General features: G+C 37.1%; 31 protein-coding genes and 1 riboswitch. Of the genes, 20 read left to right on the plus strand and 11 right to left on the minus strand.

Features of this window, described 5'->3' with window-relative positions; genetic code table 11:
• Nucleotides 1-52 precede the first annotated feature (52 nt).
• The 4 genes from chrA to BKO01S_RS08310 form a co-directional block, all read right to left on the minus strand.
• Nucleotides 53-1,237 (minus strand): chromate efflux transporter, encoded by a 1,185-nt coding sequence (gene chrA / locus BKO01S_RS08295; RefSeq protein ID WP_066051639.1) that lies wholly within the window; start codon nucleotides 1,235-1,237, stop codon nucleotides 53-55.
• 18 nt (nucleotides 1,238-1,255) lie between these two features.
• A complete protein-coding gene (locus BKO01S_RS08300; protein WP_066051642.1) occupies nucleotides 1,256-1,564 on the minus strand; it encodes a PadR family transcriptional regulator in 309 nt (102 codons plus the stop codon).
• 97 nt (nucleotides 1,565-1,661) lie between these two features.
• The gene (locus BKO01S_RS08305) at nucleotides 1,662-2,567 is read right to left on the minus strand and encodes an EamA family transporter (RefSeq protein WP_066051645.1); all 906 of its coding nucleotides are present in this window, start codon (nucleotides 2,565-2,567) and stop codon (nucleotides 1,662-1,664) included.
• A 176-nt stretch (nucleotides 2,568-2,743) separates the two neighbouring features.
• Nucleotides 2,744-3,712 carry an NAD(P)-dependent alcohol dehydrogenase gene (locus tag BKO01S_RS08310; RefSeq protein ID WP_066051649.1) on the minus strand — a complete coding sequence of 323 codons (969 nt, stop codon included), beginning with the start codon at nucleotides 3,710-3,712 and terminating at the stop codon, nucleotides 2,744-2,746.
• Between the two features lie 198 nt (nucleotides 3,713-3,910).
• On the opposite strand from BKO01S_RS08310, the gene BKO01S_RS08315 reads away from it, so the two are divergent.
• From BKO01S_RS08315 to BKO01S_RS08335, 6 genes are all read left to right on the plus strand, one after another.
• Nucleotides 3,911-4,798, plus strand: a complete 888-nt coding sequence (locus BKO01S_RS08315; protein ID WP_066051652.1) for a sulfite exporter TauE/SafE family protein — start codon at nucleotides 3,911-3,913, stop codon at nucleotides 4,796-4,798.
• Nucleotides 4,799-4,960: 162 nt separating this feature from the next.
• Nucleotides 4,961-5,146, plus strand: a complete 186-nt coding sequence (locus BKO01S_RS25190) for an Rrf2 family transcriptional regulator (RefSeq protein WP_369690992.1) — start codon at nucleotides 4,961-4,963, stop codon at nucleotides 5,144-5,146.
• Between the two features lie 10 nt (nucleotides 5,147-5,156).
• Nucleotides 5,157-5,372, plus strand: a complete 216-nt coding sequence (locus BKO01S_RS25195; protein WP_369690993.1) for an Rrf2 family transcriptional regulator — start codon at nucleotides 5,157-5,159, stop codon at nucleotides 5,370-5,372.
• Nucleotides 5,350-5,544 carry a DUF2292 domain-containing protein gene (locus BKO01S_RS08325; protein WP_066051655.1) on the plus strand — a complete coding sequence of 65 codons (195 nt, stop codon included), beginning with the start codon at nucleotides 5,350-5,352 and terminating at the stop codon, nucleotides 5,542-5,544. Before BKO01S_RS25195 ends, BKO01S_RS08325 begins: the two co-directional genes overlap by 23 nt.
• 183 nt (nucleotides 5,545-5,727) lie before the next feature.
• The gene (locus tag BKO01S_RS08330; RefSeq protein ID WP_066051658.1) at nucleotides 5,728-5,892 is read left to right on the plus strand and encodes a Fur-regulated basic protein FbpA; all 165 of its coding nucleotides are present in this window, start codon (nucleotides 5,728-5,730) and stop codon (nucleotides 5,890-5,892) included.
• A gap of 128 nt (nucleotides 5,893-6,020) precedes the next feature.
• Nucleotides 6,021-6,605 (plus strand): DUF6944 family repetitive protein, encoded by a 585-nt coding sequence (locus tag BKO01S_RS08335; RefSeq protein WP_066051661.1) that lies wholly within the window; start codon nucleotides 6,021-6,023, stop codon nucleotides 6,603-6,605.
• A 51-nt stretch (nucleotides 6,606-6,656) separates the two neighbouring features.
• On the opposite strand, the gene BKO01S_RS08340 is transcribed toward BKO01S_RS08335, so the two are convergent.
• Both BKO01S_RS08340 and BKO01S_RS08345 read right to left on the minus strand, forming a co-directional pair.
• Nucleotides 6,657-7,262 (minus strand): LysE family translocator, encoded by a 606-nt coding sequence (locus BKO01S_RS08340; RefSeq protein ID WP_066051664.1) that lies wholly within the window; start codon nucleotides 7,260-7,262, stop codon nucleotides 6,657-6,659.
• Between the two features lie 227 nt (nucleotides 7,263-7,489).
• Nucleotides 7,490-8,212, minus strand: coding sequence for a MurR/RpiR family transcriptional regulator (locus BKO01S_RS08345; RefSeq protein ID WP_066051667.1), 723 nt, complete (start codon nucleotides 8,210-8,212; stop codon nucleotides 7,490-7,492).
• Between the two features lie 193 nt (nucleotides 8,213-8,405).
• Between BKO01S_RS08345 and BKO01S_RS08350 the strand changes: the two genes are divergently transcribed.
• The 8 genes from BKO01S_RS08350 to BKO01S_RS08385 all read left to right on the plus strand — a co-directional run bounded on the left by BKO01S_RS08350 (nucleotide 8,406) and on the right by BKO01S_RS08385 (nucleotide 17,713).
• Entirely contained in the window at nucleotides 8,406-9,860 is a 1,455-nt protein-coding gene (locus BKO01S_RS08350; RefSeq protein WP_157077331.1) for a glycoside hydrolase family 1 protein, read from the plus strand.
• A 126-nt stretch (nucleotides 9,861-9,986) separates the two neighbouring features.
• Nucleotides 9,987-10,874 carry a manganese catalase gene (locus BKO01S_RS08355; protein ID WP_066051673.1) on the plus strand — a complete coding sequence of 296 codons (888 nt, stop codon included), beginning with the start codon at nucleotides 9,987-9,989 and terminating at the stop codon, nucleotides 10,872-10,874.
• 143 nt (nucleotides 10,875-11,017) lie between these two features.
• Nucleotides 11,018-11,794 carry a CPBP family intramembrane glutamic endopeptidase gene (locus BKO01S_RS08360; protein ID WP_066051676.1) on the plus strand — a complete coding sequence of 259 codons (777 nt, stop codon included), beginning with the start codon at nucleotides 11,018-11,020 and terminating at the stop codon, nucleotides 11,792-11,794.
• 15 nt (nucleotides 11,795-11,809) lie between these two features.
• Complete coding sequence (locus BKO01S_RS08365) at nucleotides 11,810-12,454, plus strand: hypothetical protein (protein WP_066051681.1); 645 nt, start codon at nucleotides 11,810-11,812, stop codon at nucleotides 12,452-12,454.
• A gap of 147 nt (nucleotides 12,455-12,601) precedes the next feature.
• Entirely contained in the window at nucleotides 12,602-13,597 is a 996-nt protein-coding gene (locus BKO01S_RS08370) for a LacI family DNA-binding transcriptional regulator (RefSeq protein WP_066051683.1), read from the plus strand.
• Nucleotides 13,598-13,733: 136 nt separating this feature from the next.
• Nucleotides 13,734-15,182, plus strand: coding sequence for a sucrose-specific PTS transporter subunit IIBC (locus BKO01S_RS08375; RefSeq protein ID WP_066051686.1), 1,449 nt, complete (start codon nucleotides 13,734-13,736; stop codon nucleotides 15,180-15,182).
• Between the two features lie 69 nt (nucleotides 15,183-15,251).
• Nucleotides 15,252-16,730, plus strand: coding sequence for a sucrose-6-phosphate hydrolase (locus BKO01S_RS08380; RefSeq protein WP_066051689.1), 1,479 nt, complete (start codon nucleotides 15,252-15,254; stop codon nucleotides 16,728-16,730).
• 14 nt (nucleotides 16,731-16,744) lie between these two features.
• Nucleotides 16,745-17,713, plus strand: coding sequence for a PfkB family carbohydrate kinase (locus BKO01S_RS08385; RefSeq protein ID WP_066051692.1), 969 nt, complete (start codon nucleotides 16,745-16,747; stop codon nucleotides 17,711-17,713).
• Nucleotides 17,714-17,906: 193 nt separating this feature from the next.
• On the opposite strand, the gene map is transcribed toward BKO01S_RS08385, so the two are convergent.
• Nucleotides 17,907-18,650 (minus strand): type I methionyl aminopeptidase, encoded by a 744-nt coding sequence (gene map, locus BKO01S_RS08390; RefSeq protein WP_066051695.1) that lies wholly within the window; start codon nucleotides 18,648-18,650, stop codon nucleotides 17,907-17,909.
• Between the two features lie 132 nt (nucleotides 18,651-18,782).
• Nucleotides 18,783-19,223, minus strand: a complete 441-nt coding sequence (locus BKO01S_RS08395) for a VOC family protein (protein WP_066051696.1) — start codon at nucleotides 19,221-19,223, stop codon at nucleotides 18,783-18,785.
• Nucleotides 19,224-19,384: 161 nt separating this feature from the next.
• Here BKO01S_RS08395 and BKO01S_RS08400 point away from each other — a divergent pair, with 161 nt between their 5' ends.
• From BKO01S_RS08400 to yoyE, 4 genes are all read left to right on the plus strand, one after another.
• Entirely contained in the window at nucleotides 19,385-20,368 is a 984-nt protein-coding gene (locus tag BKO01S_RS08400; RefSeq protein ID WP_066051699.1) for a ketoacyl-ACP synthase III, read from the plus strand.
• A gap of 155 nt (nucleotides 20,369-20,523) precedes the next feature.
• Entirely contained in the window at nucleotides 20,524-21,183 is a 660-nt protein-coding gene (locus BKO01S_RS08405) for a YesK family protein (RefSeq protein WP_232311200.1), read from the plus strand.
• Nucleotides 21,184-21,223: 40 nt separating this feature from the next.
• Nucleotides 21,224-21,646, plus strand: a complete 423-nt coding sequence (locus BKO01S_RS08410; RefSeq protein ID WP_066051705.1) for a hypothetical protein — start codon at nucleotides 21,224-21,226, stop codon at nucleotides 21,644-21,646.
• Nucleotides 21,647-21,794: 148 nt separating this feature from the next.
• Nucleotides 21,795-21,923 (plus strand): protein YoyE, encoded by a 129-nt coding sequence (gene yoyE / locus BKO01S_RS24975; protein ID WP_269748506.1) that lies wholly within the window; start codon nucleotides 21,795-21,797, stop codon nucleotides 21,921-21,923.
• Nucleotides 21,924-21,956: 33 nt separating this feature from the next.
• Here the strand turns inward: yoyE and BKO01S_RS08415 are convergent, their stop codons facing one another.
• Nucleotides 21,957-22,385 carry a DUF2383 domain-containing protein gene (locus BKO01S_RS08415; RefSeq protein ID WP_066052060.1) on the minus strand — a complete coding sequence of 143 codons (429 nt, stop codon included), beginning with the start codon at nucleotides 22,383-22,385 and terminating at the stop codon, nucleotides 21,957-21,959.
• 193 nt (nucleotides 22,386-22,578) lie between these two features.
• Nucleotides 22,579-22,785 carry a hypothetical protein gene (locus BKO01S_RS08420; RefSeq protein WP_066051706.1) on the minus strand — a complete coding sequence of 69 codons (207 nt, stop codon included), beginning with the start codon at nucleotides 22,783-22,785 and terminating at the stop codon, nucleotides 22,579-22,581.
• A 142-nt stretch (nucleotides 22,786-22,927) separates the two neighbouring features.
• Between BKO01S_RS08420 and BKO01S_RS08425 the strand changes: the two genes are divergently transcribed.
• Together BKO01S_RS08425 and BKO01S_RS08430 are read left to right on the plus strand one after the other, a co-directional pair.
• The gene (locus BKO01S_RS08425; RefSeq protein ID WP_066051709.1) at nucleotides 22,928-23,593 is read left to right on the plus strand and encodes a serine/threonine protein kinase; all 666 of its coding nucleotides are present in this window, start codon (nucleotides 22,928-22,930) and stop codon (nucleotides 23,591-23,593) included.
• Between the two features lie 124 nt (nucleotides 23,594-23,717).
• Nucleotides 23,718-23,817: riboswitch (purine riboswitch) on the plus strand.
• Nucleotides 23,818-23,859: 42 nt separating this feature from the next.
• Entirely contained in the window at nucleotides 23,860-25,149 is a 1,290-nt protein-coding gene (locus BKO01S_RS08430) for an NCS2 family permease (protein ID WP_066051712.1), read from the plus strand.
• Nucleotides 25,150-25,235: 86 nt separating this feature from the next.
• Here BKO01S_RS08430 and BKO01S_RS24295 read toward each other — a convergent pair whose 3' ends face one another.
• Entirely contained in the window at nucleotides 25,236-25,382 is a 147-nt protein-coding gene (locus BKO01S_RS24295) for a hypothetical protein (protein WP_157077332.1), read from the minus strand.
• Between the last annotated feature and the right edge of the window lie 45 nt (nucleotides 25,383-25,427).

The following is a 25,427-nucleotide window of genomic DNA, read 5'->3' on the forward strand; positions in this document are numbered from 1 at the left end:
TACATGTAAAAAAGGACTAGCCAGTAATCAAGCATAGTCCTTTGTCTTATTTTTATATAAAAGTCATAAGTGTTCCACCGATTACTCCAGTCACGACGATAATCCATGGAGGCATCTTCCAGTATACAAGCATACAGAATAAAATAGCTGCAAATGCAAAATCAATTGAAGATAAAATGGAACTTGTCCAAATAGGTTGATAGAAGGCGGATATTAGAATGCCTACTACTGCTGCGTTCACTCCCATTAAAGCTCCTTTAATTTTAGGATTACGACGAATCGAATCCCAGAAAGGTAATGCTCCCAATACAAGAAGAAAGGCGGGTAAAAAGATTGCAAAAGTGGCTAATAGCCCCCCTTGCCAACCATTCATAACAGTTCCTAAATAAGCAGCAAATGTAAAGAGGGGACCTGGTACAGCCTGGGTAGCTCCATAACCAGCTAAAAAGGCTTCTTCCGTTAACATTCCATTAGGAACAAATTCACGTTCCAGTAAAGGCAACACCACATGTCCGCCACCAAATACTAAGGAACCTGATCGGTAAAAGCTATCAAACAAAGCTAACCAATGAATATTTGTGCCTTCTCTTAAGACAGGAAGCAATAATAATAAGCAAAAGAAAACTAGTAAGGAGATAATTCCAAAACGACGACTAATCGGGAAAGTCACCTTTTGTACATGTGTCTCTGTTTGTTGTCTGTACAGGAAAAAACCAAGAACTCCTGCAATTAGAATGACACCTACCTGAGTAAAGGCCGTTTGCCAAAGCAGTGTTACTACCAGAGCAAATAGTGCAAGTGCTTTTCTTTTTATATCAGGAGTTAAATTACTAGCCATTCCTAGTATCGCATGTGCTACAACTGCAACTGCAACAATTTTTAGGCCATGTATCCAACCTGCATCCATTACTCCGGATCCTTGAAGCAAGAGAGCAAATATCATAAGGGCAACAACTGATGGAAGAGTAAAGCCAATAAAAGATACAATTCCGCCAAGAAGCCCAGCTCTTATGACACCAATTCCGATACCAACTTGACTGCTTGCTGGGCCAGGAAGGAATTGACATAATGCCACTAAATCAGCATAAGTTTTTTCGTCTAGCCACTTTCTTCTTTGTACATATTCATTATGGAAATAACCTAAATGAGCAATTGGACCGCCAAACGATGTTAATCCTAGTCGAGTCGACACCATAAGGATTTCCAATAATGATTTCAAATGATTACTTTGTTTCATTAAATCACCTCTGAAAAACTATTCTTTTATTTCTTTAAATAATTCATATGCCTTATTTCTTGCCTCAGTTAAAATCTCTACCCCTTTTGCTGTCGTGGAATAATACTTTCTTATTTTCCCGTCAACATTTTTTTCTTCCTTCCATAACAATCCGTCTTCTTCCATAGAATGGAGAATAGGATAGAGGGTACCAGAGCTAATATTGTAGCCGTGTTCTTTCAGTTCCTCGAGCATCCATACACCAAAGATAGGCTTCTCCTTGGCATGGTGCAGGATATGAATGTGGATAAATCCAAGAAATAGTTTCCTTAATACCTTGTCTTCCAAAGATTCACCTCCAATTATCAATATTGGAAACCGATATTGACTTTCGAAATCAAGTATAACATGTCTTTCTTTTTATACTGTTCTAAACAGTTATTTTTTACAAAACCTTAACATTCTTCTGAAGGTGTTTTGTTAATAGGTAAGATCTGATTTGCGGGTACGCAATTCCAGCCAAAATAATTAACACTCCAAACCATTGTAGCCATGTCACCTGCTCATGGAGTACCCAGACTGAAGCTATGACAGCTACAGGAAGTTCACCCGCACTAAGTATACTAGCGAGTTCGGGGCTAATTTTTGGTGCTCCTAATGAGAAGAGTAGGATAGGAATGACGGTTCCGAACGCTCCTAAAATGAAACCATAAAACCATAAACCTTCTCCAAGCGAAGTGAATACTACTTTTGGTGTGAACACCGTTAGTAGAATCAATAAACCTCCAGTAGAAATGTAGAAACTTCGAGTAATGAGTGGTAGTTTTGTTTCGACTTTTCCGCTTAATAAAATAAATAAGGTCATCATTAAAGCGGCAAGCAAACCAAAAATCAACCCCATAACATCTATATGATGTACTTTCCCTCCAACTATTCCACCTGCTAAGAAGGTTCCGCCCATTAATAAGAAGATAGATAGAAGGGTGGACCTCGAAGGCCATTTTTTGGTTGCTACTGAATGAATCAATATGCCCATCCAGGTAAATTGAAACAGCAAAATAATCGCTATAGAGGCAGGGATGGTTTGTAGAGAATAGTAGTAAAAAACGCCAGTCAATGCTGTACATGCTCCAACAACCGCCAGACGGATAAATTGTTTAAAGCTTATTTTTTGTCTGGAAAAAATAATCATTAAGATAAGCATAATCGCCCATCCAAAACCATATTGCCCCATTGTTACTTCGCGAAAGCTAAAGCCTTCTTTGTAAGCCAATTTCACAATCGTGGACAAGATACCGAAGGAACAGGCTCCTAGAAAAACATAAAATGAATGCAGGACCAAACGATACAAAAGATAACCCCTCCTAAAAATAGAAAGAACCCATCTTTATTGTTTTAGTTTCCAGAAAACAATAAAAATGGGTTCTTTGAGTTAAAAAAATTATACTTTCTATATAGGTATTGTGACAAGCGATACACTTCTATTTTTATAGGTTATGAGGAGGAAACGAGCTTTTATCATTAATATTAAACAGTGATTACCACTTTCCCTTGAGCATGACCTTCAGAGAAATAATTGAAAGCATCAGCAATCTCACTTAATTTATATTTTCTATCGATAACTGGCTTTACACTACCTGATTCAAGTAATTCTTTAATATAAATTAAGTCTTTTTGATTGGCTCGCTGTAGTATGTTTCCGATCTTTTTACTTCCTATGATTGATGTCCATGGTCCTTGTATCATGGTTTGATATAACTGTTCTCCTGAACCTCCGACATGAAGAAAGATGCCATTCGGATTCAAAGCTCTTTTATAAATAGATAAGGGCTGGTTTCCATTTACACCTAATATCAAGTCATACTTTTCCTGAGATTGGGAGAAATTTTCTTTCTGATAATCGATGACATGGTCAGCACCGATCGAACGTAAAATTTCCACATTTCTCGTACTACAAACGCCTGTAACTTCCGCATCAAATGCTTTTGCTATTTGCACAGCAAATGTACCAACACCACCAGAAGCACCATAGATCAAAACTTTCTGTCCTGGTTGAATATTTCCTTTATTCCTTAGTGCTTGCAGGGCGGTAACTCCCGCCATTGGTACTGCTGCAGCTTCCTCATAGGATACATTATTCGGTTTTAATGCAAGTGCACCTTCAGGGACGCATACATATTCTGCAAAACCACCCCAACCATAGGCAGATAGGTCACCAAATACCTCATCCCCTAATTGAAGTTGGTTTACTTTATTGCCGATCGATTCAACCTGACCTGCAATGTCGCCTCCAGGTATGGAGTATTTCGGTTTAAATAAACCAAAAGCCAATCGAGCTAAATAAGGTTGACCTTTTAAGAGAACTAGATTTCCATAGTTTATGGAAGAGGCATGTATTTTCACTAACACTTCCTTGTTCTTAGGAACAGGTTTATCCACCTCTTTTAAAGAAAGCACATTAGAATTACCATACTCTGTACAAACAACTGCCTGCATGTAAATACCTCCTATAAATCAATCTCTAAATTTTATATTTTAAGATATTCCATGAAACAGGTCTTAAAAACCGATCAGGTTATTTTTAACAAACAAAAGAATGTTTTTAATATTTTTTAAATTCCTAGTTTACAGGTAGGGATAATGTGGATTATAGTATATAAACAATGCTACTTTAAGAAGTTTGGAGGCAATGAAATGAAAAAGTTAATTGTATTTGCGTTTATTGGTTTGTTTGCACAGCTAATAGACGGCGCATTAGGAATGGCGTACGGGGTGACGTCCTCATCAATGTTACTAGCTTTTGGTATTGCACCAGCAGTTGCGTCCGCATCAGTTCATTTAGCGGAAGTGGTAACAACGGCTGCATCTGGAGCTTCACACATTAAATTTGGGAATGTTGATAAAAAAACCGTAGTTAGACTCGTCATACCAGGATCGATTGGAGCATTTTTAGGGGCTACATTTTTAAGTAATATTCCTGGTGACCTAGCAAAGCCCTATATTTCTATTTTTTTACTTGCCCTTGGTGTATATGTTTTAGCTAGATTCTTATTCATGTTTAAAGTTGGAGAACAGAAAAACAATATTGGCCTATCAAGAAAAAAATCCATCCCTCTAGGATTGATTGCCGGTTTTGCTGATGCGACTGGTGGAGGTGGCTGGGGTCCCATTGCAACTCCTGTTTTGCTATCTCAAAAAGGAATCAGTGCACGTAAAGTAGTTGGTACAGTTGATACAAGCGAATTTGCCATTGCCGTTTCTGCTACTCTTGGATTTTTAATCTCCCTTGGTTGGGAACAAGTAAACTGGCTGTGGGTAGGAGCGTTAATGATTGGTGGATTAATTGCTGCACCGATTGCTGCCTGGTTAGTACAAAAAATCCATGCTCAATTAATGGGTGTGCTTGTAGGAGGATTTATTATCTTAGTTAACTCTAGGAATCTTGTAACAACATGGATTGATCAAACAAATGTTTATCCATTTGTTTACGCTAGCATTGCAGGTATTTGGATAGCTTCGATTGTATATATCGTAATAAAAATTAAAAATACAAGTACAAATGCAAGTGAAGTAGTAAATTAAGTTTTGTTTCCCCCTAAAGAATACAAAGTAATCCATTTTTATATGCAAAAGTCGACTGTTTTAATCAAAAATCATCTTTTTATGGTAAAATGTTGACTAGAATACTCAACTTTGAGGTTAAAATTTAATTAATTGAATGGGCTAAAGTAGGGGGAAAACAAAATGAAGGTTTCAAGTAAGGGAGAATATGCACTAAGGGCACTCCTAGTTCTTGGGGAACATCATGGAAAAGTGGTATCAATTCAAGAAATTTCAGATAAAACTTTAGTTACTGTAAGTTATTTAGAACAAATTTTATTAAAGCGGATATATCTTAAAACGGGAGACAAGGGACATAAACATTGGTGAAGTCATTCGGGTGTTAGAGGGGCCACTTTCCCCTATGGGATGTGCATCAATTACGAAATACGAACCATGTCAATTAGAACCTTCATGTCAACTAAAGCCGCTCTGGTCGCTTGTAAGAGATACCATCGCATATGTGTTAGATCAAACCACTTTAGAGGATTTATTGGAGAATAAATTGACTTTGAATAAAGGGGATAATTTTCTTGCTTTCAAAAGGACAAATTGATGAGCAAGTAATAGAAAAAGATAAGGTTTTACTCGAGAGCTTAGAATATGGTACGGTTCAAATAACGGTACATAACTCTCAGGTAACTAAAGTCGATACAATAGAAAAACACCGTTTACCTTTACTAGCAAAAGGAAAAACACAACAAAAACATGCTAAAAAACAAAAGTAAATATATGCCGATCGGACACCCGAAGGCTCCTGTTAGTTAACTGTTCAAGAAGTTGTACTGTTACTATGGGGGCTTTTTATTTGTTGAAATGGTGTATCTTTTAGAAAATAATTCAGTTTGGTTTCCAAAGTTCGGTATTAAGACTTGTTGGGTACTGAATACACTAAACTGGAGGTATGAAGGATGTCAAAACAATTAAGATTAGCAGTAGAACAAAGAAAGAAATACTTAATAAATTATTTAATCAGTGCGGGAATCTATAAGAAGAATGAGCGACATTTATTTGAGTTGACACTTACAGATTTAGAAATAGAGTATAAAAAATGGTTTAGAAATCCTAAGGAGTGAGTTTGGACCTTCGTTACGCGAGGGTCTTTATTTTTCATAAAGTGATTGTTATTGTTAGTAACTATCTTGACGTAGCAGGACTCCAAGAACGGAATATAATTTAACATACCACTTTTAAGGAGTATGTTATGGACGATCAGGTCAAAGAAATATTTGGAGCGGTGATAGCAGCGATAGGTACCATTCTTTCAGCGATAGCTAGTATCCCATCTGAAACCACTAGGATTATTGACTTATATAAAGATTTTGATATTGTCGGAAATACTCTCCAAGCTATGGGGAATGCCCTTGAAGCAGAGGGGCAAAGTACCCCCTCACTTGAGAAGCTTGGAAATGAAATCCAAGCCATAGGCAACAGTACGGTACTGGCTGGGCTTGTGTGGAATGTAGATGAAGTAAGTGAAGAAAAACTAGTTATTACAGGGAATTGGATTCAAGCACTTGGTGGGGCAGTTGCCTTAGGAGATGAATTTAATGACCCAACCGCAGCAGGGCAAATATATAATATATATGGGAACTTGCTACAGTCTATAGGTAATTCCCTACAAGCAATCGGTGGAAGCATTAACTTAAAGGAAAAGCGGATTTCTAAGGAGCCAGCATCATCAGGAGATACAATCATTTTTGCTGGCAGTTGGATTCAGGCAGTTGGTTCAGTTCTCTCAGTAATTGGCCAAGTTAAGGAGGAAAGGCAGGAAGAGAAGCTACAATAAATATAACAGACATGGTAGGGGGGCAGTTATCTAAACACCCCCATAGTGTGTTTATCTACTTAATAGAAGCAATTTAATCCCCAATCCAGCAAAAATCGTTCCTTTAAAGTAATTAATTATGCTAGCAGCCATGAGATTTCCACTTAATTTTTCCCTTAGACGTGAAGAAAATAATGAAATAATAAAAAACACAATAAACGTTTCAATGATGAAAATCATACCTAATAAAAAAATCTGGAATGACTCATCCCCAGTACCTACATGTACAAACTGTGGTAAAAAGGTTAAAAAGAAAATAGGCATTTTGGGATTGGAGATATTCGTGATAAATCCTTTTCTAAAAAAGCCTTTTAGTTCAGTCCCTTCTGTTTCTATTTCAGCGGGTTTACTTTTTTCACGAAAAGATTGAATAGCTAAGTAGAGTAAATAAATAGCACCACCATATTTGATAACTTCAAAGACAAAGGGGGATTTCTGAACGATAATGGACAAGCCAAACGCAGCAAGTAATGTATGAATGAGAGTTCCTGTTAAAGAACCTAGTATCGTACGGACGCCTGCTTTTATACCTGATGAGATACTTTGTGTAAGAACAAAAATCATATCGGGACCAGGTATTAGAATGATAGATAAGGACATGCAAATATAAAAAAACATCTTACTTCTCCTTTAACTTCTTATTTTTACATATTAAAACATAGAAGGAGATCTTCTCTCAAGAGACTCTACTAATGTATTAGCAATCTACCAAACTAAAGAATGAAATAGATATACCCAACGAAAAAAGACGCACCTTAATGGATGCATCTATTTTCGTTGGTATATTCGAATGATGAATTTTGTAGTGAATTTATTATAGGTATGTACAAAGTGCCTCAAAAAGGTTAGCTTTGTCTATGTACTTCACGTGCGAGAGATTCTAGAATATATACGACGGGCACTTGAGTGGTTATATTGGCTTTTTCATAAATTTCTTCCGTCACGTAGTATGCAATGTTTACATCAGATATTTTGGCAATCGTTGAACGAAAATTATTAGTGATACTAATAATACTGTTTCCTTCTTGCTTCAATTGGTTCAAGTGTTCTATTGTAAAAATGTTTTCACCTGACACCGAAAGGGCAATTGTGACGCTTTTATTGTGGTGTTTGGAGTGTAGCTGTAAAAAAGGGTCCTTAATATAAAGTGAAAATTTCCCTAAACTCGAGAAATATCTGGCTCCATATTCAGCAACAATCCCCGAGCTTCCGCTTCCAATAAAAATCACATGATCAACTTTTGCAATCAGTTTGGCTGCCTCTTTAATTTTCTCTTCTAGGTCTCCATTTAGCGTCCTCTCAAAAAATTCTACTACTGAATGGTCTGAATTCTTTAGATTGGCTTTCTTTTCTTCTCCTAGGTACATTTTTAGCTTAACTTTAAACTCTGAAAAGCCTTCACAGTTAAGTTTACGGCAAAAACGTAAGATGGTTGCTGTTGATACGTGGGTTTCATCCGCTATTTCACGAATTCTCATATAAGCGACTTTCTCGCCATTTTGGCAGACATAGTTATATATAGATGTTTCTAATTCATTGAAAGATTTAATGATTTCATTGGTAAACATAAACAGTACCTCTCCTGAGCTCTCTAGTCATCCTTTTATAATGTAACATAGTGTTACAACTTTGTAACGAATAACAACCGTTGTTATTCAAAACTATATACTCCGTAAATATTTACTAACAAACGAATTAAAATTACTATATTCCTATAGACTAACTAATAATATTTTAGCGAAAAGGCTAGGAGGAATTACCATGAAAAACAATCAATTCCCAGAAGGGTTTTTATGGGGTGGAGCTACGGCTGCTAACCAATTAGAAGGTGCTTACAACGAGGGCGGAAAAGGACTATCTATCTTTGATATGGTTCAATTCGTACCGAAAGAAGAACGTGGAAATGAAATCGAAATGGATGTTAAGAGTAAAAAGGAACTAGAAGACCTTTTAGCAGGTAAGGGTGGAGATAATTTCCCGAAACGTCGTGGGATCGACTTTTACCATCGTTATAAAGAAGATATCGCTTTGTTTGCAGAAATGGGCTTTAAAACATTCCGTATGTCCATTTCTTGGCCTCGTATTTTTCCAAACGGTGATGATAGAGAACCAAATGAAGAGGGACTAGCTTTCTACGACAAGGTGTTTGATGAGTTATTAAAGTATGGAATTGAGCCACTTGTAACATTATCACATTATGAAATTCCTCTTAGCTTAGTACAAAATTACAATGGTTGGGCAGATCGTCGTGTAGTTGAATTCTTTGTACACTATGCTGAGACGGTATTTAATCGTTATAAGGGGAAAGTAAAATACTGGTTAACTTTTAATGAAATAAACATTTCTACACTATCTCCTTATATCGGAAGCGGAATTCTAATTGACGAAGTAGAACATAAGGAACAAACAGTGTATCAAGCTCTACATCATCAATTTGTCGCTAGTGCAAGAGCCGTAAAAGCATGCCATGAAATTATTCCTGAGGCTATGATTGGATGTATGCTAGCTCGTATGGAAGTATATCCTGAAACATGTAGTCCAGATGATGTGTTAGAAGCTCAAAAAGAAGATCAAATGAACTTATTCTTCACTGATGTTCAAGTTCGAGGATATTATCCGAGCTATATGTTGAGCTATTTTGAAGAAAATGATATTAAAATTAACATGCTTCCTGGAGATGAAGAAATTTTACTCCAACATACAGTTGATTACTTGTCATTTAGCTACTATATGTCAATGGTTGCTAGTGGAGCACCTGATAAGAAAAAGGAAAAAGGAAACTTCTTTAGCGGAGTGAAAAATCCTTATTTAGAGTCATCTGATTGGGGATGGCAAATTGATCCTAAGGGCTTGCGTATCACTTTAAAGAAAATGTATGACCGCTACCAGGTACCATTATTTATTGTTGAGAATGGTCTTGGAGCGTATGATAAAGTAGAAGAAGACGGTTCTATCAACGACGATTACCGAATTGATTATATGCGTGCACACATTGAACAAATGAAAGAAGCAATCAAAGAGGGCGTAGATCTTATTGGTTACACAAGTTGGGGTTGCATTGATTTAATTAGTGCTGGTACATCAGAAATGTCTAAGCGTTATGGATTTATCTACGTAGACCAAGATGATTATGGCAATGGCACATTAGCAAGAAGCAAAAAGAAATCGTTTGATTGGTATAAGAATGTAATTGCTACCAATGGGGAAGAACTTTAATTGAAAAAATGAAAAAAACATCTCAATCTCTGGGATGTTTTTTTTTGGATTTTATTTCATCTTATATATTTTTAGTTTTTCCCAAAAAATACTTATGAACAGATCATAATAATTAGGGGGATATGAATGTTCTATCATGTAAAAGAATTACAATACAACGCAAAACCAACTAAGCCAGATCCAGTTTATGCAAAGAAATTACAAGAGATACTTGGTGGTCAATTTGGGGAAATGTCTGTTATGATGCAATATTTATTTCAGGGTTGGAACTGTCGTGCAGAAAGTAAATACCGCGATATGATTTTAGATATAGGAACAGAAGAGATTGCGCATGTGGAAATGATTGCAACGATGATTGCACAGTTATTAGACGGTGCACCGGCACATGATCAAGAACAAGCAGCGAAAGATCCGGTTGTAGAAGCTGTGCTAGGTGGGATGAATCCCCAACATGCTATCGTAAATGGACTAGGGGCTCAACCGAACGATAGTGTTGGTTATCCATGGACAGCGCGTTATACAATTGCAAGTGGAAACTTGTTAGCGGATTTCCGAGCAAACTTAAATGCAGAATCACAAGGAAGACTTCAAGTAGTTCGTCTGTATGAAATGACAACAGACCCTGGAGTCAGGGACATGCTGTCTTTCTTAATTGCTCGTGATACAATGCACCAAAACCAATGGATGGCTGCCATTGAAGAATTAGAACAAACTCAAGGTGCAATTGTCCCAAGTACTTTCAGCCAAGAATATGAAAAGCAAGAAGTATCTTATTCGTTTATGAACTTCTCTGAAGGAGAAGATAGTCGATCAGGTAGATGGGCAAATGGTGCAACCTTTGATGGACAGGCTACTTTTGAATATGTACAAAATCCGAAAGCGATGGGGCAAAAGCCAGATCTTAAGCCAGGACCAGCATATATTCATGGGACACCTCCTTTGGATATGAGAATCATTCAAGGTGCTGGGAAAATGGAGCCAAATTCGTTTATGAACAACCAGCCACTTCAGTAAATAAATAGGTATTACCTTGTTAGGCATGTGTCCGGTAAGCACCGAACACATGCTTTTTATTTTCCTAATAAATTTACTTTTTACACGCGCAAAAGGAATTAAATGGTATTATAGATGGTAAGGAATTAACAATAGGAGCATTTATGACATTTATTTTAAGACGAACAAATTATGTAATGGCAATTTTATTTTTTGTAGGGATTATAGTTATCTCATCTAAAATATGGATAGGAGCAGTAGCGGTACTATTGTTGTTATTTATTTTCATGAAGAGTTCGAATTACCGGTTTTTAGCTTTCACTTTTATATGTTTTCTGGTCAGTTTAATAGTTTATCAGATAATCAATATTGAGATTGAACTGAATGACGTTCCAAGGGAGCCAATGATCCTTTTAAACAGAAGTTTACTAGTACTTATGCTAGTGGGGTTATACATTTCCCATCGAGTTAGTAACCAGAAAATCTTTTTTTATTTTCATCTACCCCGTTGGCGTCACCTTGTCGAATTACCTTTTCATTCCATTAAGCTGTCCACCTTGACGCTTATAGTGATTGGATCTACCGGGGCAGCGTTTCTACCAATTGTTTTACACCAAGAAATTCTCATAAACAAAACATTTATCGTCTTTTGTATACTATTTTCACTCATAAATGCAACACTTGAGGAACTAATTTGGCGAGGGGTTTTATTATTTTCCTTAGTTAAATATGTTTCGGTTTCTTATGCATTGGTTGTCACAAGTATTGGTTTTGGATTGATGCATCTATTTATTGGCATTCCATTTATCCTTTGTCTGTTCTTTTCATTAGGTGGACTCTTTTATGGGATGATCGTTTTAAAAACAAATAGTATTTTTCCATCTATTATATTTCACATGGTGATTAATATAGGTATGGTTTTTAGTGGTTTTATTCTTTAGTTTGGAGGGATCTTCTTGAAGAAAATTTTTAAGATTATCTTAGGTATTTTGGGCTTAGTACTAGTGGGAATTGCTGTACTTGCCATTAGTTTTAACATAAGTATGAAGCCAGATAAAGAAAAAGAACGGGAAATAAGGGCTCTAGCAGAGCAATACTTGGAAGAGAACTTTAATGATAACTTTGAAATATATGATACCCTGTTCGATAATATGGGTAATTTTGAATTTGAATATGCAGCTAAAGGTCGAGATAAGGGGAATCAAACAGAATTTTTAGTATACAGGGACAGTGAAACCAATGAAATGATTGATACATATGTAGCTGATAAGTGGGCTGACGACCTAGAAAAGGAGATTCGTTCTTATATTACAGATCGTTTAGGAGAAAAGGCCGATTACTATGTGTTTTTTCCAGATGAAATTGGTAATGAATTAGGGATTGATCCGAATAAAGTAGAAAGTTATAAAGATTATGATGTGGCAGCAACTATACGTATTACTCTTCCGCGAGAAAAGAATAAAAACGACGATACACTTTTTAATGAATTTGTAACGTATATAGTTAACTATGAAAAATTGCAACAAGGGACTGTTACTGTTGGTTATATCGCTGAAAACGGTGTAATATTAGAAGAGGAAGAATGGAGTAAAGATTTTTAAAGGGTGACGGTTGCTCTATGGGTGATCGTTTTTATATTTGTGGACTTGTTATATCCTAAAAAAGGACATAGAGTTATGCTAAGAACACATTTTACTATATTGAAAAATGCACCTAGTATATCGAAGAATTTATAACGGAGTGACAGTATGACAACAATTGCAGATATTGCTCGCATCGCTGGTGTGGCCAAGAGTACTGTTTCGCGCTACTTAAACGGTGGGTCAATTGGAGATGCGACTAAACTGAAAATAGAAAGAGTGATCAAAGAGACGGGGTATGTTCCGAATACGTTCGCTCAAAGTTTAAAAGCAAAAAAGACGAGTATCATTGGGACAGTTGTACCTCGATTAGATTCCTTTGCTTCTGCAAGAACACTTATTGGGATTGACGAACAACTGCGGGAAGCTGGTTGCCAAATGGTCATCTCGAATACGAGTCAAGACGAAGAAAGAGAAATAGAAAGCCTCTATAGCTTTGCGAGACAAAAGGTTGCAGGAATTATTTTACTGGCAACAAAAATAACCGACCAACATTTAGAGGCATTTAAAAAAATAGATATCCCAATTATCCTTGTAGGACAGAAGCATCAAGCGGTTTATAGCATTATCCACCAGGATTACGAAGCTGCAAAAGCGATGGGGAAACATGTTTTAGAAAAGGGACACAGCAAAATTGCTTATTTAGGTGTTACACCTGAAGATATTTCAGTAGGTGTCCAACGGAGAGACGGCTTCAAGGATGCAATATCAAGTGTCGATGGGTGTGAGGTAAGGTATTTCGAAACAGGATTTGGCATGGGAGACGCACTAAAGAAAGCCACCACTATTATTGAAGATTTTAATCCATCCATCATCGTTTGTGCGACAGATAATATTGCCTTAGGAGTTTGTAAAGCAGCCTATGTAAAGGGGCTAGATATACCAAAGGATCTTTCTGTAACGGGATTTGGAGGATATGAGGTCACTGAATATATTCATCCAAGTCTTACAACGGTCAAATACGAGTTTAAACAGGCGGGGAAGACAGCGGCACAAAAAATGCTGAAGTTGATTGAAGGAGAAGCTATTGAAAAAATCACTTATATAAATTTTGAATTAATTTCTCGTGGAAGCGTTGACAGTTTCATAAAACATGAATTATAATCAACTCATCGGAACCGGTTCCAAACAAAAGACCTGGAACCGGTCAAATAATACTTATAAAAGGAACCGGTTCCACAGAAGTTTTTTTAACCAATTTTGGAATCGGTTCCATTGAAAGAATAGGGAGGAAATACCAATGAATTATTCGCTAATTGCTGAAGAAATTCTTAAAGCGATCGGTGGCAAGGAAAATGTGACAGCAGCTGCACACTGTGCAACAAGGTTGCGACTTGTATTAGAGGATGAGAGCTTAGTAGATACAAATGCTCTTGAAGAAATGGATGTTGTAAAGGGAACGTTCTCTACTGGTGGTCAGTATCAAATTATTCTTGGTTCTGGAACGGTAAGTGAAGTATATAAAGAGTTTACTAGGTTAACTAATATTGATGAAATGTCTACGAGTGACGTAAAGGATGCAGGTTCAAAGAAAATGAATCCGCTTCAACGTTTTGTAAAAATGCTTTCTGATATATTTGTTCCGATTATTCCAGCGATCGTAGCTGGCGGTTTACTTATGGGGATCAACAACCTATTAACTGCTCAGGATTTATTTATTGCAGGTAAATCGCTAGTTGAAGCAAAGCCTGAACTAGCGGATTTAGCGGCACTTATTAATACTTTTGCAAATGCTGCATTTGTCTTTTTACCGATATTAATAGGATTTTCCGCAACAAAACGATTTGGTGGCAATCAGTACTTAGGTGCCGCACTTGGAATGCTTATGGTTCATCCAGACTTATTGAATGGATATGGGTATGGAGATGCGTTATTAAATGGGACGATTCCAGTTTGGAATATTTTTGGATTAGAAATTGAAAAGGTAGGATATCAGGGTAGTGTTCTTCCTGTTCTTGCAGCATCCTTTATCCTAGCGAAAATTGAGAACGGTTTACGAAAAGTGGTTCCATCTTCATTAGATAACCTATTAACACCATTATTAACGATTTTTGTTACAGGTCTTTTAACATTCACAGCAGTTGGTCCTATTACACGTACGGCAGGGAATTTATTAACTGACGGATTAATTTGGTTGTATGACACAACTGGGTTTATCGGGGGAGCGATCTTCGGACTTCTATATGCGCCTATTGTTATCACGGGTATGCACCACAGCTTTATTGCAGTAGAAACACAGCTATTAGCGGACATGGCTAAAACAGGCGGTTCTTTCATATTTGTCATTGCTGCTATGTCAAATATTGCTCAAGGTGCATCAACTTTGGCCGTGCTATTAATTACGAAAAATGCCAAGACAAAAGGTGTTGCTTCGGCAGCCGGAATCTCCGCACTATTAGGAATTACAGAGCCTGCTATGTTCGGTGTGAATTTAAAGCTCCGTTTTCCGTTTATCGGTGCGATCATCGGATCCGCAGTTGGGGCAGCGTTTGTAACTTTATTTAAAGTTAAGGCAGTTGCACTTGGAGCGGCAGGTCTTCCTGGTATTATCTCTATTAAGCCGGGATCAATTATCACTTATATCATCGGAATGGCGATTGCCTTTGCAGTAGCTTTTGCTGTGACCTTTGTATTAGGGAAGCGTGAAGAGAAAAAAGAAAAAGACAAAAACGGACTTAAAGCAGCTTAAGGTATAAAAAATGAGGGGGGAGAATCGCAATTATGATTCCCCTCTATTTGCATAAGGGAGAAGACTAACATGGAATGGACAAAAGAACGAAGGTATCGAACGTTGGAAGAGGTAAGTCAGGAAGAAGTAAATGAGTTGGAAAGAAGAGTGAATAGCTCAGTATGGCGACAAACATACCATATCCAACCGAATACAGGGCTATTAAATGATCCAAACGGATTCTCCTACTTTAATGGGGAATACCACTTATTTTATCAGTGGTTCCCTTTAGGACCAGTACATGGCTTAAAGTATTGGTATCATGTGAAATCTAAAGACTTGGTGAACTGGGAAGATGCTGGAATCGGGATTAAGCCTGGTGATTACTTTGATAGTCACGGTGCCTACTCAGGGAGTGCGATTGAACATGAGGGAAAGCTCTATTTACTTTATACGGGAAACACGCGAGATAATGAGTGGGGAAGAAACCCATATCAATGTTTAGCGGCGATGAATCAAGATGGGGAAATAACAAAACTTCCGCCGGTTATTTCAGAGGTACCAGAAGGGTATACTGATCATTTTCGTGATCCGAAAATATGGAAAAAAGACGACGAGTTTTTCATGGTGATTGGAGCTCAAAGAATAAATGGAACCGGGTGTATAGTACAATACCAATCTAATGATTTATTGAGTTGGTCATTTAAAGGAGAAATTAAGACGGAGCTTCCCAACTTCGGATATATGTGGGAGTGTCCGGATTATTTTGAATTAGGAGACAAAGGAATTCTTGTTTTTTCACCCCAAGGAATTGATCCAGAGGGAGATTTGTATCAGAACATTTATCAATCTGGATACCTAATGGGGAGTCAACTTGACGTAAAAAATGGTGTATTTTCCCACGGAGAATTTCAAGAATTGGACCGTGGATTTGATTTCTATGCACCACAAACGATGGAGGATCATAAGGGTAGACGAATATTAGTTGGTTGGGTTGGGCTTCCAGAAATCGACTATCCAACGGATAAAGATGGTTGGGCTCATTGTTTATCTCTACCAAGAGAGCTTACTGAAGTAAACGGAAAGCTATTTCAAACTCCAGTAAAGGAATTACAAGCATTAAGGAAAAATGAACAGGAGATTGAGGATATCCTTTTTGATGAAGGAAAAGCCTACGATGGTTTTACTGGCACGACCTACGAGTTACTAGGTGAATTCCAAAATTATGATGCTATCACCTTTGGTATTGAATTTCGGTCAGGAAAAAATGAAAAAACAATCATTACTTATGATACGATAGAAAAGAAGCTAGTCCTTGATCGAACACTTTCTGGGAAATCCTTTGCAACGTCTTATGGAACAGTAAGAAAATGTGAGTTGGACAGCAAGAGTATTAAACTTCAGATGTTTGTTGATGTGTCCTCGGTTGAGATTTTTGTTAATGATGGAGCAGAGGTTTTTACAAGTAGAATCTTTCCTAACCAAGAGAGTGAATCCATCCGTTTTTTCGCTACCGGAGGAAAAGTTTCTTTTCAGGCAAAGAAATGGGAACTACAAACAAATCAGTAGAAAGAGGTAGGAAAATGGGGAAATTATTTTCTATCGGAGAAGTATTAATTGATTTTATCCCTTTAGAAAAAGGAAAAGCATTAAAGGATGTTATTTCTTTTGAACGTGCACCAGGAGGAGCTCCAGCTAACGTAGCTGCAGCAGTTGCTAAATATGGTGGATCGTCTTCTATGATCACTAAGCTTGGAGTAGATGCGTTCGGTGATTTTTTAGTAGAGAAGTTGGTAGAAGCAGGGGTTGAAACAAATAAAATTAGTAGGACGTCTGAGGCTAATACAGGTCTTGCATTTGTTTCTCTTAGACTAGATGGAGAGAGAGATTTTTCTTTTTACCGTAACCCTTCAGCAGATTTATTGTTAGATGAAACAGAAATTAATGAAGAGTGGTTTAGTAAGAGAGATATCCTTCACTATTGTTCGGTTGACCTAGTAGAAAGCCCAATGAAGAGTGCTCATGCGAAAGCGATTCGAGCGATGAAAGCAAAGGGCGGCTTAGTTAGCTTTGACCCAAATGTAAGATTACCACTTTGGAAGAGTGCGGAAGATTGTAGAAATACGATTCTATCATTTATTCCAGAGTCTCATATCGTTAAAATTTCAGATGAAGAGCTTGAATTTATTACAGGAATTTCAGACGAAGAAAACGCCATTTCTTCTTTATTTAAAGGAGACGTAAAAGCAATCATTTATACAAAAGGGGCCCGTGGTGCAGAACTTTATGTAAATGGGAAAAAGTTTGACTCCCAGGGCTTTAAGGCAGATGTGCAAGATACAACTGGCGCTGGAGATGCATTTATCGGTGGCTTCTTGTACAAGCTTTTAGAAAGTAACGCCAGCTTTGAAGAATTAGAATATTTACTAGAGACAAAAGCAGAGGAGTTTCTTACGTTTGCAAATGCAAGTGGGGCATTAACCACAGAAGGAAAGGGCGCCATTTCTGCTCTTCCAACTATAGAGGAAATTCATAAGTTAATGAATAAATAGACAAAAGGAACTTGCTGCATAGATGCAACAAGTTCCTTTTATTTTGGTAATTGTGACTGAAAATTGAAGAGCTGGTGTTTTTGGATACGAATACCGGTTAATCATGCCCGAACTTGGTAGATCAGGAGGTAACGGTAACGAATACTGCCTAACTGTGCTTATAACCTAATACCAATGCCACCAAGAACACTAATTATCGGGTAATCACAATCGGGCCATTCTTAGTTAGGATAATCGTATGTTCGCATTGAGCCACGAAGCTTTTTTCTGTGACGTACGTCCAGTCATCCCCTTCGTTTTGGAACACTTCCTCTTCTTGTGTGGAGATAAATGGTTCAAAAGCGATGACCATTCCATCTTTTAAAAGTTCATCATCCCAGGTCTCATTGTAATTATATATATGATCTGGGGCTTCATGGATTCTTCGTCCGATCCCATGACCAGTTAGATTTTTGATAACTGTTAATCCATTCTTTTTGGCTACGGCCATTACGGCTTTTCCTAGTCCACTTTTCTTGGAACCAGGCTTGGCTTTCGTTAAGCCTAATTCGAATGCCTCTTTGGCAGTTTCGCAAATCTTCGTAAGAATAGGGTCACCTTCACCAACAACAAAGGAAATACCTGTATCCGCAAAATAACCATTTTTTGAACCAGATACATCTATATTAACAATATCTCCTTCTTGGATCACACGTTTTCCAGGAATACCGTGTGCCACTTCTTCATTGACACTTATACAAGTATAGCCAGGAAAGTTGTATTCACCCTTGGGTGCAGAAACAGCCCCATGCTCTTCAAAAAGAATACCTGCCATATCGTCTAGTTCTTGTGTGGTAATACCTGGAACTGTCTTTTGTACCAATTCTTCACGGATTAAGGAAACGATTCTCCCAATTTCCTTCAATCCATTAATATCTGCTTCTGTTTTTGCAATCATAGTTAAACCCCTTCGACAAAAAATAAAAAAGTTCGATTGTTCTAGAATAACCTTTTCTTGTTGGAAAATCCACTTTTACTAATCGGGAGAGGGGGAAAATCCTTTCTGATAACTGAATTCTTTTTTCACCCATTAATCATTCTTAGATTTTCTCATCGCTCCGAGAACGATATTGTATCCATCAAGGTCAGATAGATGGGCATTCTTAAAATCCCAGCCACCATGAGAGCCGAAGAATGGCTCGACAGCAATGATGCCACCTCTATTACGAACATCTTCCACAATTCTTTCAACATCATCCCACTCTACATGGACAAAAGTGTCCCACGCGTGGTCTGGTCCTTGCCATTCGGATGGGTAATCAGGTCGTTTTTTCGCTAGAGCGTTTGGCCGGACATCAGTTGGTGAGGAGGCTTGTTGGAGTAGAATGGTCATTTGATCACGGGTTGCATGTCCCCAATCATCAATTCCACATCCAAGCTGGTTTCGATAGTAGATTTGTGCTTTTTTTAGATCAGATACTAAACGTACTTGTATACTTACCCCAAATTTACTGATATTGTGTTCATCCATCTGATTAAACTCCTCTCGATCTTTTATAACTTCCATAATTCAACAATAAATAAAAATATCCTTGGCATTATTGAAAAAAAGTAATTTCAAAAGAATATATTAGCACCAGATACTAATGGTTAGTTATAATAGAAAGGTAAATACAAAAATGGGGTGAAGGAATGATCTGCTCTAAAGCACAAATCACTGCGGTAGGTGCGTATGTACCAGAGAAGAGGTTAACCAATGAAGATTTAGAACGAATGGTCGATACAAATAATGAATGGATCATCAAACGCACAGGTATTAAGGAAAGAAGAATTGCGGACGAACAAGAGTTTACAAGTGATATTTGTGTGAAAGCAGTAGAAAATTTAATCAAAAAATACGACAAGTCTGTTCATGATGTAGATATGATCATTGTATGTACGATGACTCCTGATTTCAAAACCCCTAGTGTCGCTGCATTAGTCCAAGCCAAGTTGGGTATTCCACATACAGGGGCGATTGATCTAAACGCGGCATGTGCAGGATTTACTTATGGTTTACATGTGGCCAATGGACTAATTACCTCCGGTTTGAATAAAAAGATTTTGGTTATTGGTGCTGAAACGATGTCCAAGATAACTGATTTTAATGATCGAACAACTTGTATTTTATTTGGGGATGGCGGGGGAGCAGTTCTTGTAGAATATAGCGAACAAAAGTCTGGTTTCCTCTCCTCACATTTAGGTTCAAAAGGTGAGTTAGGAAAGAACTTATACTGTACAAATTTATCAGACCGTATAAATGGAGAAAGCCTAACGGGATTAGGAAATATCGTGCAAAATGGACGGGAAGTATACAAATGGGCTGTTAACACAGTTCCAAAAGGAATGTTGTCAGTACTTGAAAAGACAGATATAAGCTTACAAGAAATTGACTGGTTTATACCACACAGTGCGAATCTAAGAATTATTGAGTCCATCTGTGAAAGAAGTGAATTTCCGATAGAAAAAACATTAAAAAGCTTGGTTGAGTATGGGAATACCTCCGCAGCTACAATCCCACTAGCGCTAGATAAAGGTTTAACGGAAGGGAAAGTAAAGCAAGGGGATAAAATTTTATTATACGGCTTTGGTGGGGGGTTATCTCACGCAGGCTTATTATTGGAATGGACGGTTTAAGGAATTTATAGAAAGGAAGTTACCCAAGTGGTTAACTTCCTTTTTTAAAATTATATTGTGGGTGATATGTGTAAAATAGTGAAAAAAGTTACTGTTCTTTCTCTTGATATGTTATTATTTTACATATTAGGAAGAGAGAAAGGAGCAAGCGTTTGATGTTTGTAAATATGTATCTACTTGGGTTGTTGATAGGTTTGGGAACTTACGCTCTTACAATTCTTTTTTCAAAAGAAATGGAAAATAAAAAAAGAGTCATCGTTTTACTATTAGTTGGGATAGTCACTTTGTTTGCAAGTATTTTCGTAATTGGTGGATTTGAAGGTATGCCATATGGAGTAAGCAGTGTGGGTATTTTCACTACTGCGATTTTGTTTTCATTTTTCGGCAAAAATACTATCTGGAAAAAGTTTGTTTACACCTTTGTTTTGTTATTTATCGTGTTATATTTTGCGTTTACATATATGAATAAAGTAGATTACTGGATCATTAAAAAAACACACTTTTCTTATGAAGATGAAATGAGTTTGTATGAAGAACAACTTCAAAAGAATGTATCTATTAGTGGGTATAAAGTTTTTACCATCTTAGAAGGAAATAAAGCAATTGTATTATCTCTAGGTGGTAAAATGGAGGGTAACGATATAGAAGTCTTGAATGTAGAGGAACAAGGCAATACCACTTTGATTACAATTAGATCGTATTATAACCAATCGAACGAAAAGAATCCTGTTATTGGTATTGGACTAAACCGAATACAATCCGAGATTGTCATTATGGATACGAATGGAACGATTTACGAGGAGGTTTCTGAATAATCTGTAATTAATGGTTTTAAACAACTAAGGGGGAGTACCCATGAAGAAGTTCTTATTAATTCTTGCATTCATTGGCTTATTATCTGGATGTAGCTCAAGCCTATCTTATTCTCAAGTAGAAAAGTCGGGTGTAAATAATAGTGTAAGGACTTTTATTACTGGTGTTAAGGATGAAAATGGAGTAAATATCTACTTTGACACTGAAAAAACAGTATATGTATATTTGACTAGTGCCAATGTGAAACAAGGTGAGGAACTAGTTTATTTTACCGATTTCAATGTTGAAGAAAATGGAGAGACACTACATATCAGTTATTACACTGAAACTACAACTGATTATTCCAATAAGGATCTAGAAAATGAGTTACTATTTAAAGTAAACCTAAATAAAAAATATGAATACATGAATGCTTATCGTGACCAAAAGGAAGTGGCGTTCAATACCATCTTAGGTAATGAGTAGCTCTAAAAATCTAGACGACCCAAATCAATCTTCCTAATTAATTTTCCATGAATGCTTTATTTTCAATGAGGGATGATATGTTTGTAGGATTTCCAATCCTATTTAAGAACATGCTTTAGAAAAATTAAAGTAGCATGGAGGGAAAATCATGGGAAAAAAACATCGTTCACAAGCTAATCGTCCGAAAAAAAATAACCATATACCGCCGGAAGCTATCGTAGCTGAACACGAAGCACATGCAAAAGAAAATTCTGCGAAAGCTAGAAAAAATACGTAGGGAGGCATCTGCCTCCTTATCATATTATTCCTATCAGTGCAGTAAATGTCTTAAAAAGTCAGCATGTCTTCGATTTGTGTTAATGACTTCTTCAACAATCTGTCTGCTTTCGGGATCTAAATCTCCTTTTACAAGCTCTTCCGAATAGTTTACACCATATTCATCTACACCTTTTAAGGCATCTTCAATAATTTCTTTAGGGTCCTCTGAGAGCATCATTCTATGCAAGTATCCCTGCATAGCTCCCGTTATCCCTTCGCTATCAGCGGGTACACCATGTAAATTTTGAATCCGTTCGGCAAGTAGTTGGGCATTGTGCTTCGTTTCTTGTTGCATCGACTGAAAATGTCTTTTTAATTCCTCATCATCCACCTTTTCAATATAGTGCTCCATAGACCGAATTCCCATATATGTCCCTTTTAATAGAGCATTTAGCTCTGCGATGTTTGTATCATTATTCATAAAGCCACATCCTTTCATTCTATTTTTAAACGTTCTTTTTGAAATATTCATGGTGTTAACACAAAACTCCCCAAAGTGAACACATTTGGGGAGTAAGGAAAAACGGTATTCATAAACGAATTTGTTTACTTTTTGGGAATATATTTTATTAGGTAAGGAATCAGGCCTTATGTGTAGCATTTGATAAAAAAGACTAGCTCCATTTCTTGATTCGTTCGATATTGTCTAGGTAGTGGGAGACAAGGTCTGTAAACGAATAACGTGAATCTCCAATTAGGTATTCAATTGAATTTTCGTCTCCGATATCACTGTTTCTAGTGTGGCTGAAACGAGGCTTTACATGGCTATTTTGTATTAATGCTTTTGCTAACTCAATCGCAATTTTTTTATTTTCGTTCACTCGAACCACCTCCATGATGGTATATAATTATTAATGGGTTGTCCGATATATGACAAGTAGTCTGGTTGTAAATATTTTTATAAATAGAATGATTGTGATACCCTAACTTAATAGATTTCAAGATAGATACAGGGGGCTGAATATGGAAAAAGAATGTAGTTTAGTTGATGAGCTCCTATCCAAAATCACGATTTCTTCCAATCCAAATAATCAACCGGTTTCGATTCAAGGTCATGTTAGTGAGTTGAAGTGTATTGGTGTTGGTACGGACGCTGCCGTTTTTCAATATATTCATGCGCCAGCCTATGCTTATAAGCTGTTTGCTGATGATAAAGTAGATAAAATACAAATGGAAGTAAAGGTGTACGAAAAGCTAGGGGCATCCCCATATTTTTCTAAATGCTTTCATGCAAGTGACAGGTATCTTGTTGTAAGTTTTGAGTCAGGCATAACGCTGTACGAATGTCTCCAGCAAGGGATCCATATTCCATCAAAAGTAATTCATGAGGTGGACGAAGCAAGAGATTATGCAAGAAGTAAAGGGTTAAATCCTCGAGATATACATTTGAAAAATATCCTTTTACAAGATGGAAGAGCAAAAATCATTGATGTATCTGAGTATTTAGTACCTGGAGATGATTGTCGCTGGGAGCATTTAAAAAGAGGGTACGAAGAGTACTACCATTTAATAGACGGAAGATCCATACCAACCTGGTTATTAGAAACCGTTAGAAAAAGCTATAACGCTCGACAAACAACAGGTATTGAGGATTTTTTCAAAGATGTAATGAAGCTAAAGTGGTTTTGAAGGAAGTGCAAGCTTCCTTCTTTTTTATACAAAAAATTTGGCCAGTAGTAGTGGGATTTATTAAAAATTTACGTAAAATACGAACGATAACTGTTTACGAATGTTGAAAGTTCGTATATAATACATTTTGTTGTGTGATTTCATTCGTATATTCTTAGAAATATGGTCTAAGAGTCTCTACTAGGAACCGTTAATTCCTAACTACGAATGGGTAGGAGAAGTCTACCCATTTATAGTTAGGAATTTTTTATATTTTAGGAGGATTTATGGAACGCTTTTTTCAGTTAAAGGAATTAGGAACAAATGTGAAAACAGAGATTCTTGCAGGGGTAACTACTTTTTTAACGATGGTGTATATCATTTTTGTGAATCCTGCGATTCTTTCAGCGGCGGGAGTACCTTTTAATCAAGTCTTTGTGGCGACGATTGCCTCAGCTGTAATCGGTACATTGATTATGGCTTTATTTGCGAAATATCCTATCGCGATTGCTCCAGGTATGGGGATGAATGCTTATTTTACAAGTGTAGTAGCGGTACACGGAATTAGTTATCAAATTGTTTTCGGAGCCGTTTTTTTGGCAGGTGTGTTATTTCTTTTATTATCATTTACGAAGTTACGTGAAACATTAATCCATTCGATTCCTGCTTCTTTAAAGTATGGAATAACGTCAGGAATTGGTCTTTTCATTGCTTTTATTGGATTAAAGATGGCGGGTATCGTGGTTGCCAACCCGGGTAATTTAGTTGCTTTTGGGGATCTTCACCAACCAGTTACGATATTGTCTATTGTTGGATTGTTTGTCACTCTTATTTTGATTGCTCGAAAAGTCAATGGCGCATTGTTTATTGGAATGTTAGTAACGGCTGTGATTGGTTATTTTACAGGCGATTTGAAATTTGATGGTGTAGTGGCCTCACCACCACCAATCGTCTTTTTTGATATTGACATCATGGGTGTTTTTACGAACGGATTGTATACGGTTGTGTTTGCCTTTTTACTCGTAACGATCTTTGATACAACGGGTACAATGATTGGGGTTGCCGAGCAGGCAGGACTTATGAAAAATGGGAATCTTCCAAAGGTGAAATCTGCCCTTATGGCTGATGCAGTAGCGACTACAGTGGGTGCAACGTTAGGGACAAGCCCATCTAGCGCGTATATTGAGTCATCAACTGGTGTGGCTGCTGGTGGTCGTTCCGGTTTAACCTCGATAGTAGTGGCTATTCTGTTTTTCCTAGCCTTATTCTTTTCTCCAATCGTGTCGGCTATATCATCACTACCTGCAATCACAGCTCCTACTTTGATCATCGTTGGCTGTTATATGATGGAGGGGTTATCAAAAATCAATTGGAAGGTATTTGATGAAGCTTTTCCAGCATTCGCAATCATTCTCACGATGCCATTAACAGCTAGTATTGCAACAGGAATCTCGATTGGATTTATCACGTATCCATTAATGAAATTGGTCAGCGGCAAAGGAAAAGAAGTTCATCCAATTTTATATGTTTTTGGAGCCATCTTTATTGTACAGATGATCTTTTTCCCTTCCCATTAACCTATTTAAATGAGCTGCTTAGGCAGCTCATTTTATTTTCTAAGGTGTAAGGATAAGTTGGCTATCTACTAGTTAGTATGTTTTCTTTACACATCTGAAGAATCGTAGTAATCATAACGGAAACCGTCTTTTTGTGCAGAATTGTTCGATTCTGTTTTTCCTTCGGCTTTATTTTTTAACTGTTCTATAGGAGTATTTGCCAAAGGATTTTGCTGTTTTTCATTTGAATTCATTTATTTCCCCTCCTTATTCGATATATCTTCACATATTGTCCCTTT

Source organism: Robertmurraya korlensis NBRC 107688 (genome assembly GCF_001591645.1).
GTDB lineage: Bacteria > Bacillota > Bacilli > Bacillales > Cytobacillaceae > Robertmurraya_A.

What these genes read in the sequence shown, in the direction of transcription:
- BKO01S_RS08360 (WP_066051676.1), top strand. Translation starts at nt 11,018, where the DNA reads ATGACATTTATTTTAAGACGAACAAATTATGTAATGGCAATTTTATTT.
- map (WP_066051695.1), bottom strand. Translation starts at nt 18,650, where the DNA reads ATGATTGCAAAAACAGAAGCAGATATTAATGGATTGAAGGAAATTGGG.
- BKO01S_RS08395 (WP_066051696.1), bottom strand. Translation starts at nt 19,223, where the DNA reads ATGGATGAACACAATATCAGTAAATTTGGGGTAAGTATACAAGTACGT.
- BKO01S_RS08415 (WP_066052060.1), bottom strand. Translation starts at nt 22,385, where the DNA reads ATGAATAATGATACAAACATCGCAGAGCTAAATGCTCTATTAAAAGGG.
- BKO01S_RS08380 (WP_066051689.1), top strand. Translation starts at nt 15,252, where the DNA reads ATGGAATGGACAAAAGAACGAAGGTATCGAACGTTGGAAGAGGTAAGT.
- BKO01S_RS08400 (WP_066051699.1), top strand. Translation starts at nt 19,385, where the DNA reads ATGATCTGCTCTAAAGCACAAATCACTGCGGTAGGTGCGTATGTACCA.
- BKO01S_RS08335 (WP_066051661.1), top strand. Translation starts at nt 6,021, where the DNA reads ATGGACGATCAGGTCAAAGAAATATTTGGAGCGGTGATAGCAGCGATA.
- BKO01S_RS08430 (WP_066051712.1), top strand. Translation starts at nt 23,860, where the DNA reads ATGGAACGCTTTTTTCAGTTAAAGGAATTAGGAACAAATGTGAAAACA.
- BKO01S_RS08375 (WP_066051686.1), top strand. Translation starts at nt 13,734, where the DNA reads ATGAATTATTCGCTAATTGCTGAAGAAATTCTTAAAGCGATCGGTGGC.
- BKO01S_RS08410 (WP_066051705.1), top strand. Translation starts at nt 21,224, where the DNA reads ATGAAGAAGTTCTTATTAATTCTTGCATTCATTGGCTTATTATCTGGA.
- BKO01S_RS08350 (WP_157077331.1), top strand. Translation starts at nt 8,406, where the DNA reads ATGAAAAACAATCAATTCCCAGAAGGGTTTTTATGGGGTGGAGCTACG.
- BKO01S_RS08370 (WP_066051683.1), top strand. Translation starts at nt 12,602, where the DNA reads ATGACAACAATTGCAGATATTGCTCGCATCGCTGGTGTGGCCAAGAGT.
- BKO01S_RS08405 (WP_232311200.1), top strand. Translation starts at nt 20,524, where the DNA reads ATGTTTGTAAATATGTATCTACTTGGGTTGTTGATAGGTTTGGGAACT.
- BKO01S_RS08330 (WP_066051658.1), top strand. Translation starts at nt 5,728, where the DNA reads ATGTCAAAACAATTAAGATTAGCAGTAGAACAAAGAAAGAAATACTTA.
- yoyE (WP_269748506.1), top strand. Translation starts at nt 21,795, where the DNA reads ATGGGAAAAAAACATCGTTCACAAGCTAATCGTCCGAAAAAAAATAAC.
- BKO01S_RS08345 (WP_066051667.1), bottom strand. Translation starts at nt 8,212, where the DNA reads ATGTTTACCAATGAAATCATTAAATCTTTCAATGAATTAGAAACATCT.
- BKO01S_RS08425 (WP_066051709.1), top strand. Translation starts at nt 22,928, where the DNA reads ATGGAAAAAGAATGTAGTTTAGTTGATGAGCTCCTATCCAAAATCACG.
- BKO01S_RS25190 (WP_369690992.1), top strand. Translation starts at nt 4,961, where the DNA reads ATGAAGGTTTCAAGTAAGGGAGAATATGCACTAAGGGCACTCCTAGTT.
- BKO01S_RS08340 (WP_066051664.1), bottom strand. Translation starts at nt 7,262, where the DNA reads ATGTTTTTTTATATTTGCATGTCCTTATCTATCATTCTAATACCTGGT.
- BKO01S_RS08310 (WP_066051649.1), bottom strand. Translation starts at nt 3,712, where the DNA reads ATGCAGGCAGTTGTTTGTACAGAGTATGGTAATTCTAATGTGCTTTCT.
- BKO01S_RS24295 (WP_157077332.1), bottom strand. Translation starts at nt 25,382, where the DNA reads ATGAATTCAAATGAAAAACAGCAAAATCCTTTGGCAAATACTCCTATA.
- chrA (WP_066051639.1), bottom strand. Translation starts at nt 1,237, where the DNA reads ATGAAACAAAGTAATCATTTGAAATCATTATTGGAAATCCTTATGGTG.
- BKO01S_RS08385 (WP_066051692.1), top strand. Translation starts at nt 16,745, where the DNA reads ATGGGGAAATTATTTTCTATCGGAGAAGTATTAATTGATTTTATCCCT.
- BKO01S_RS08315 (WP_066051652.1), top strand. Translation starts at nt 3,911, where the DNA reads ATGAAAAAGTTAATTGTATTTGCGTTTATTGGTTTGTTTGCACAGCTA.
- BKO01S_RS08355 (WP_066051673.1), top strand. Translation starts at nt 9,987, where the DNA reads ATGTTCTATCATGTAAAAGAATTACAATACAACGCAAAACCAACTAAG.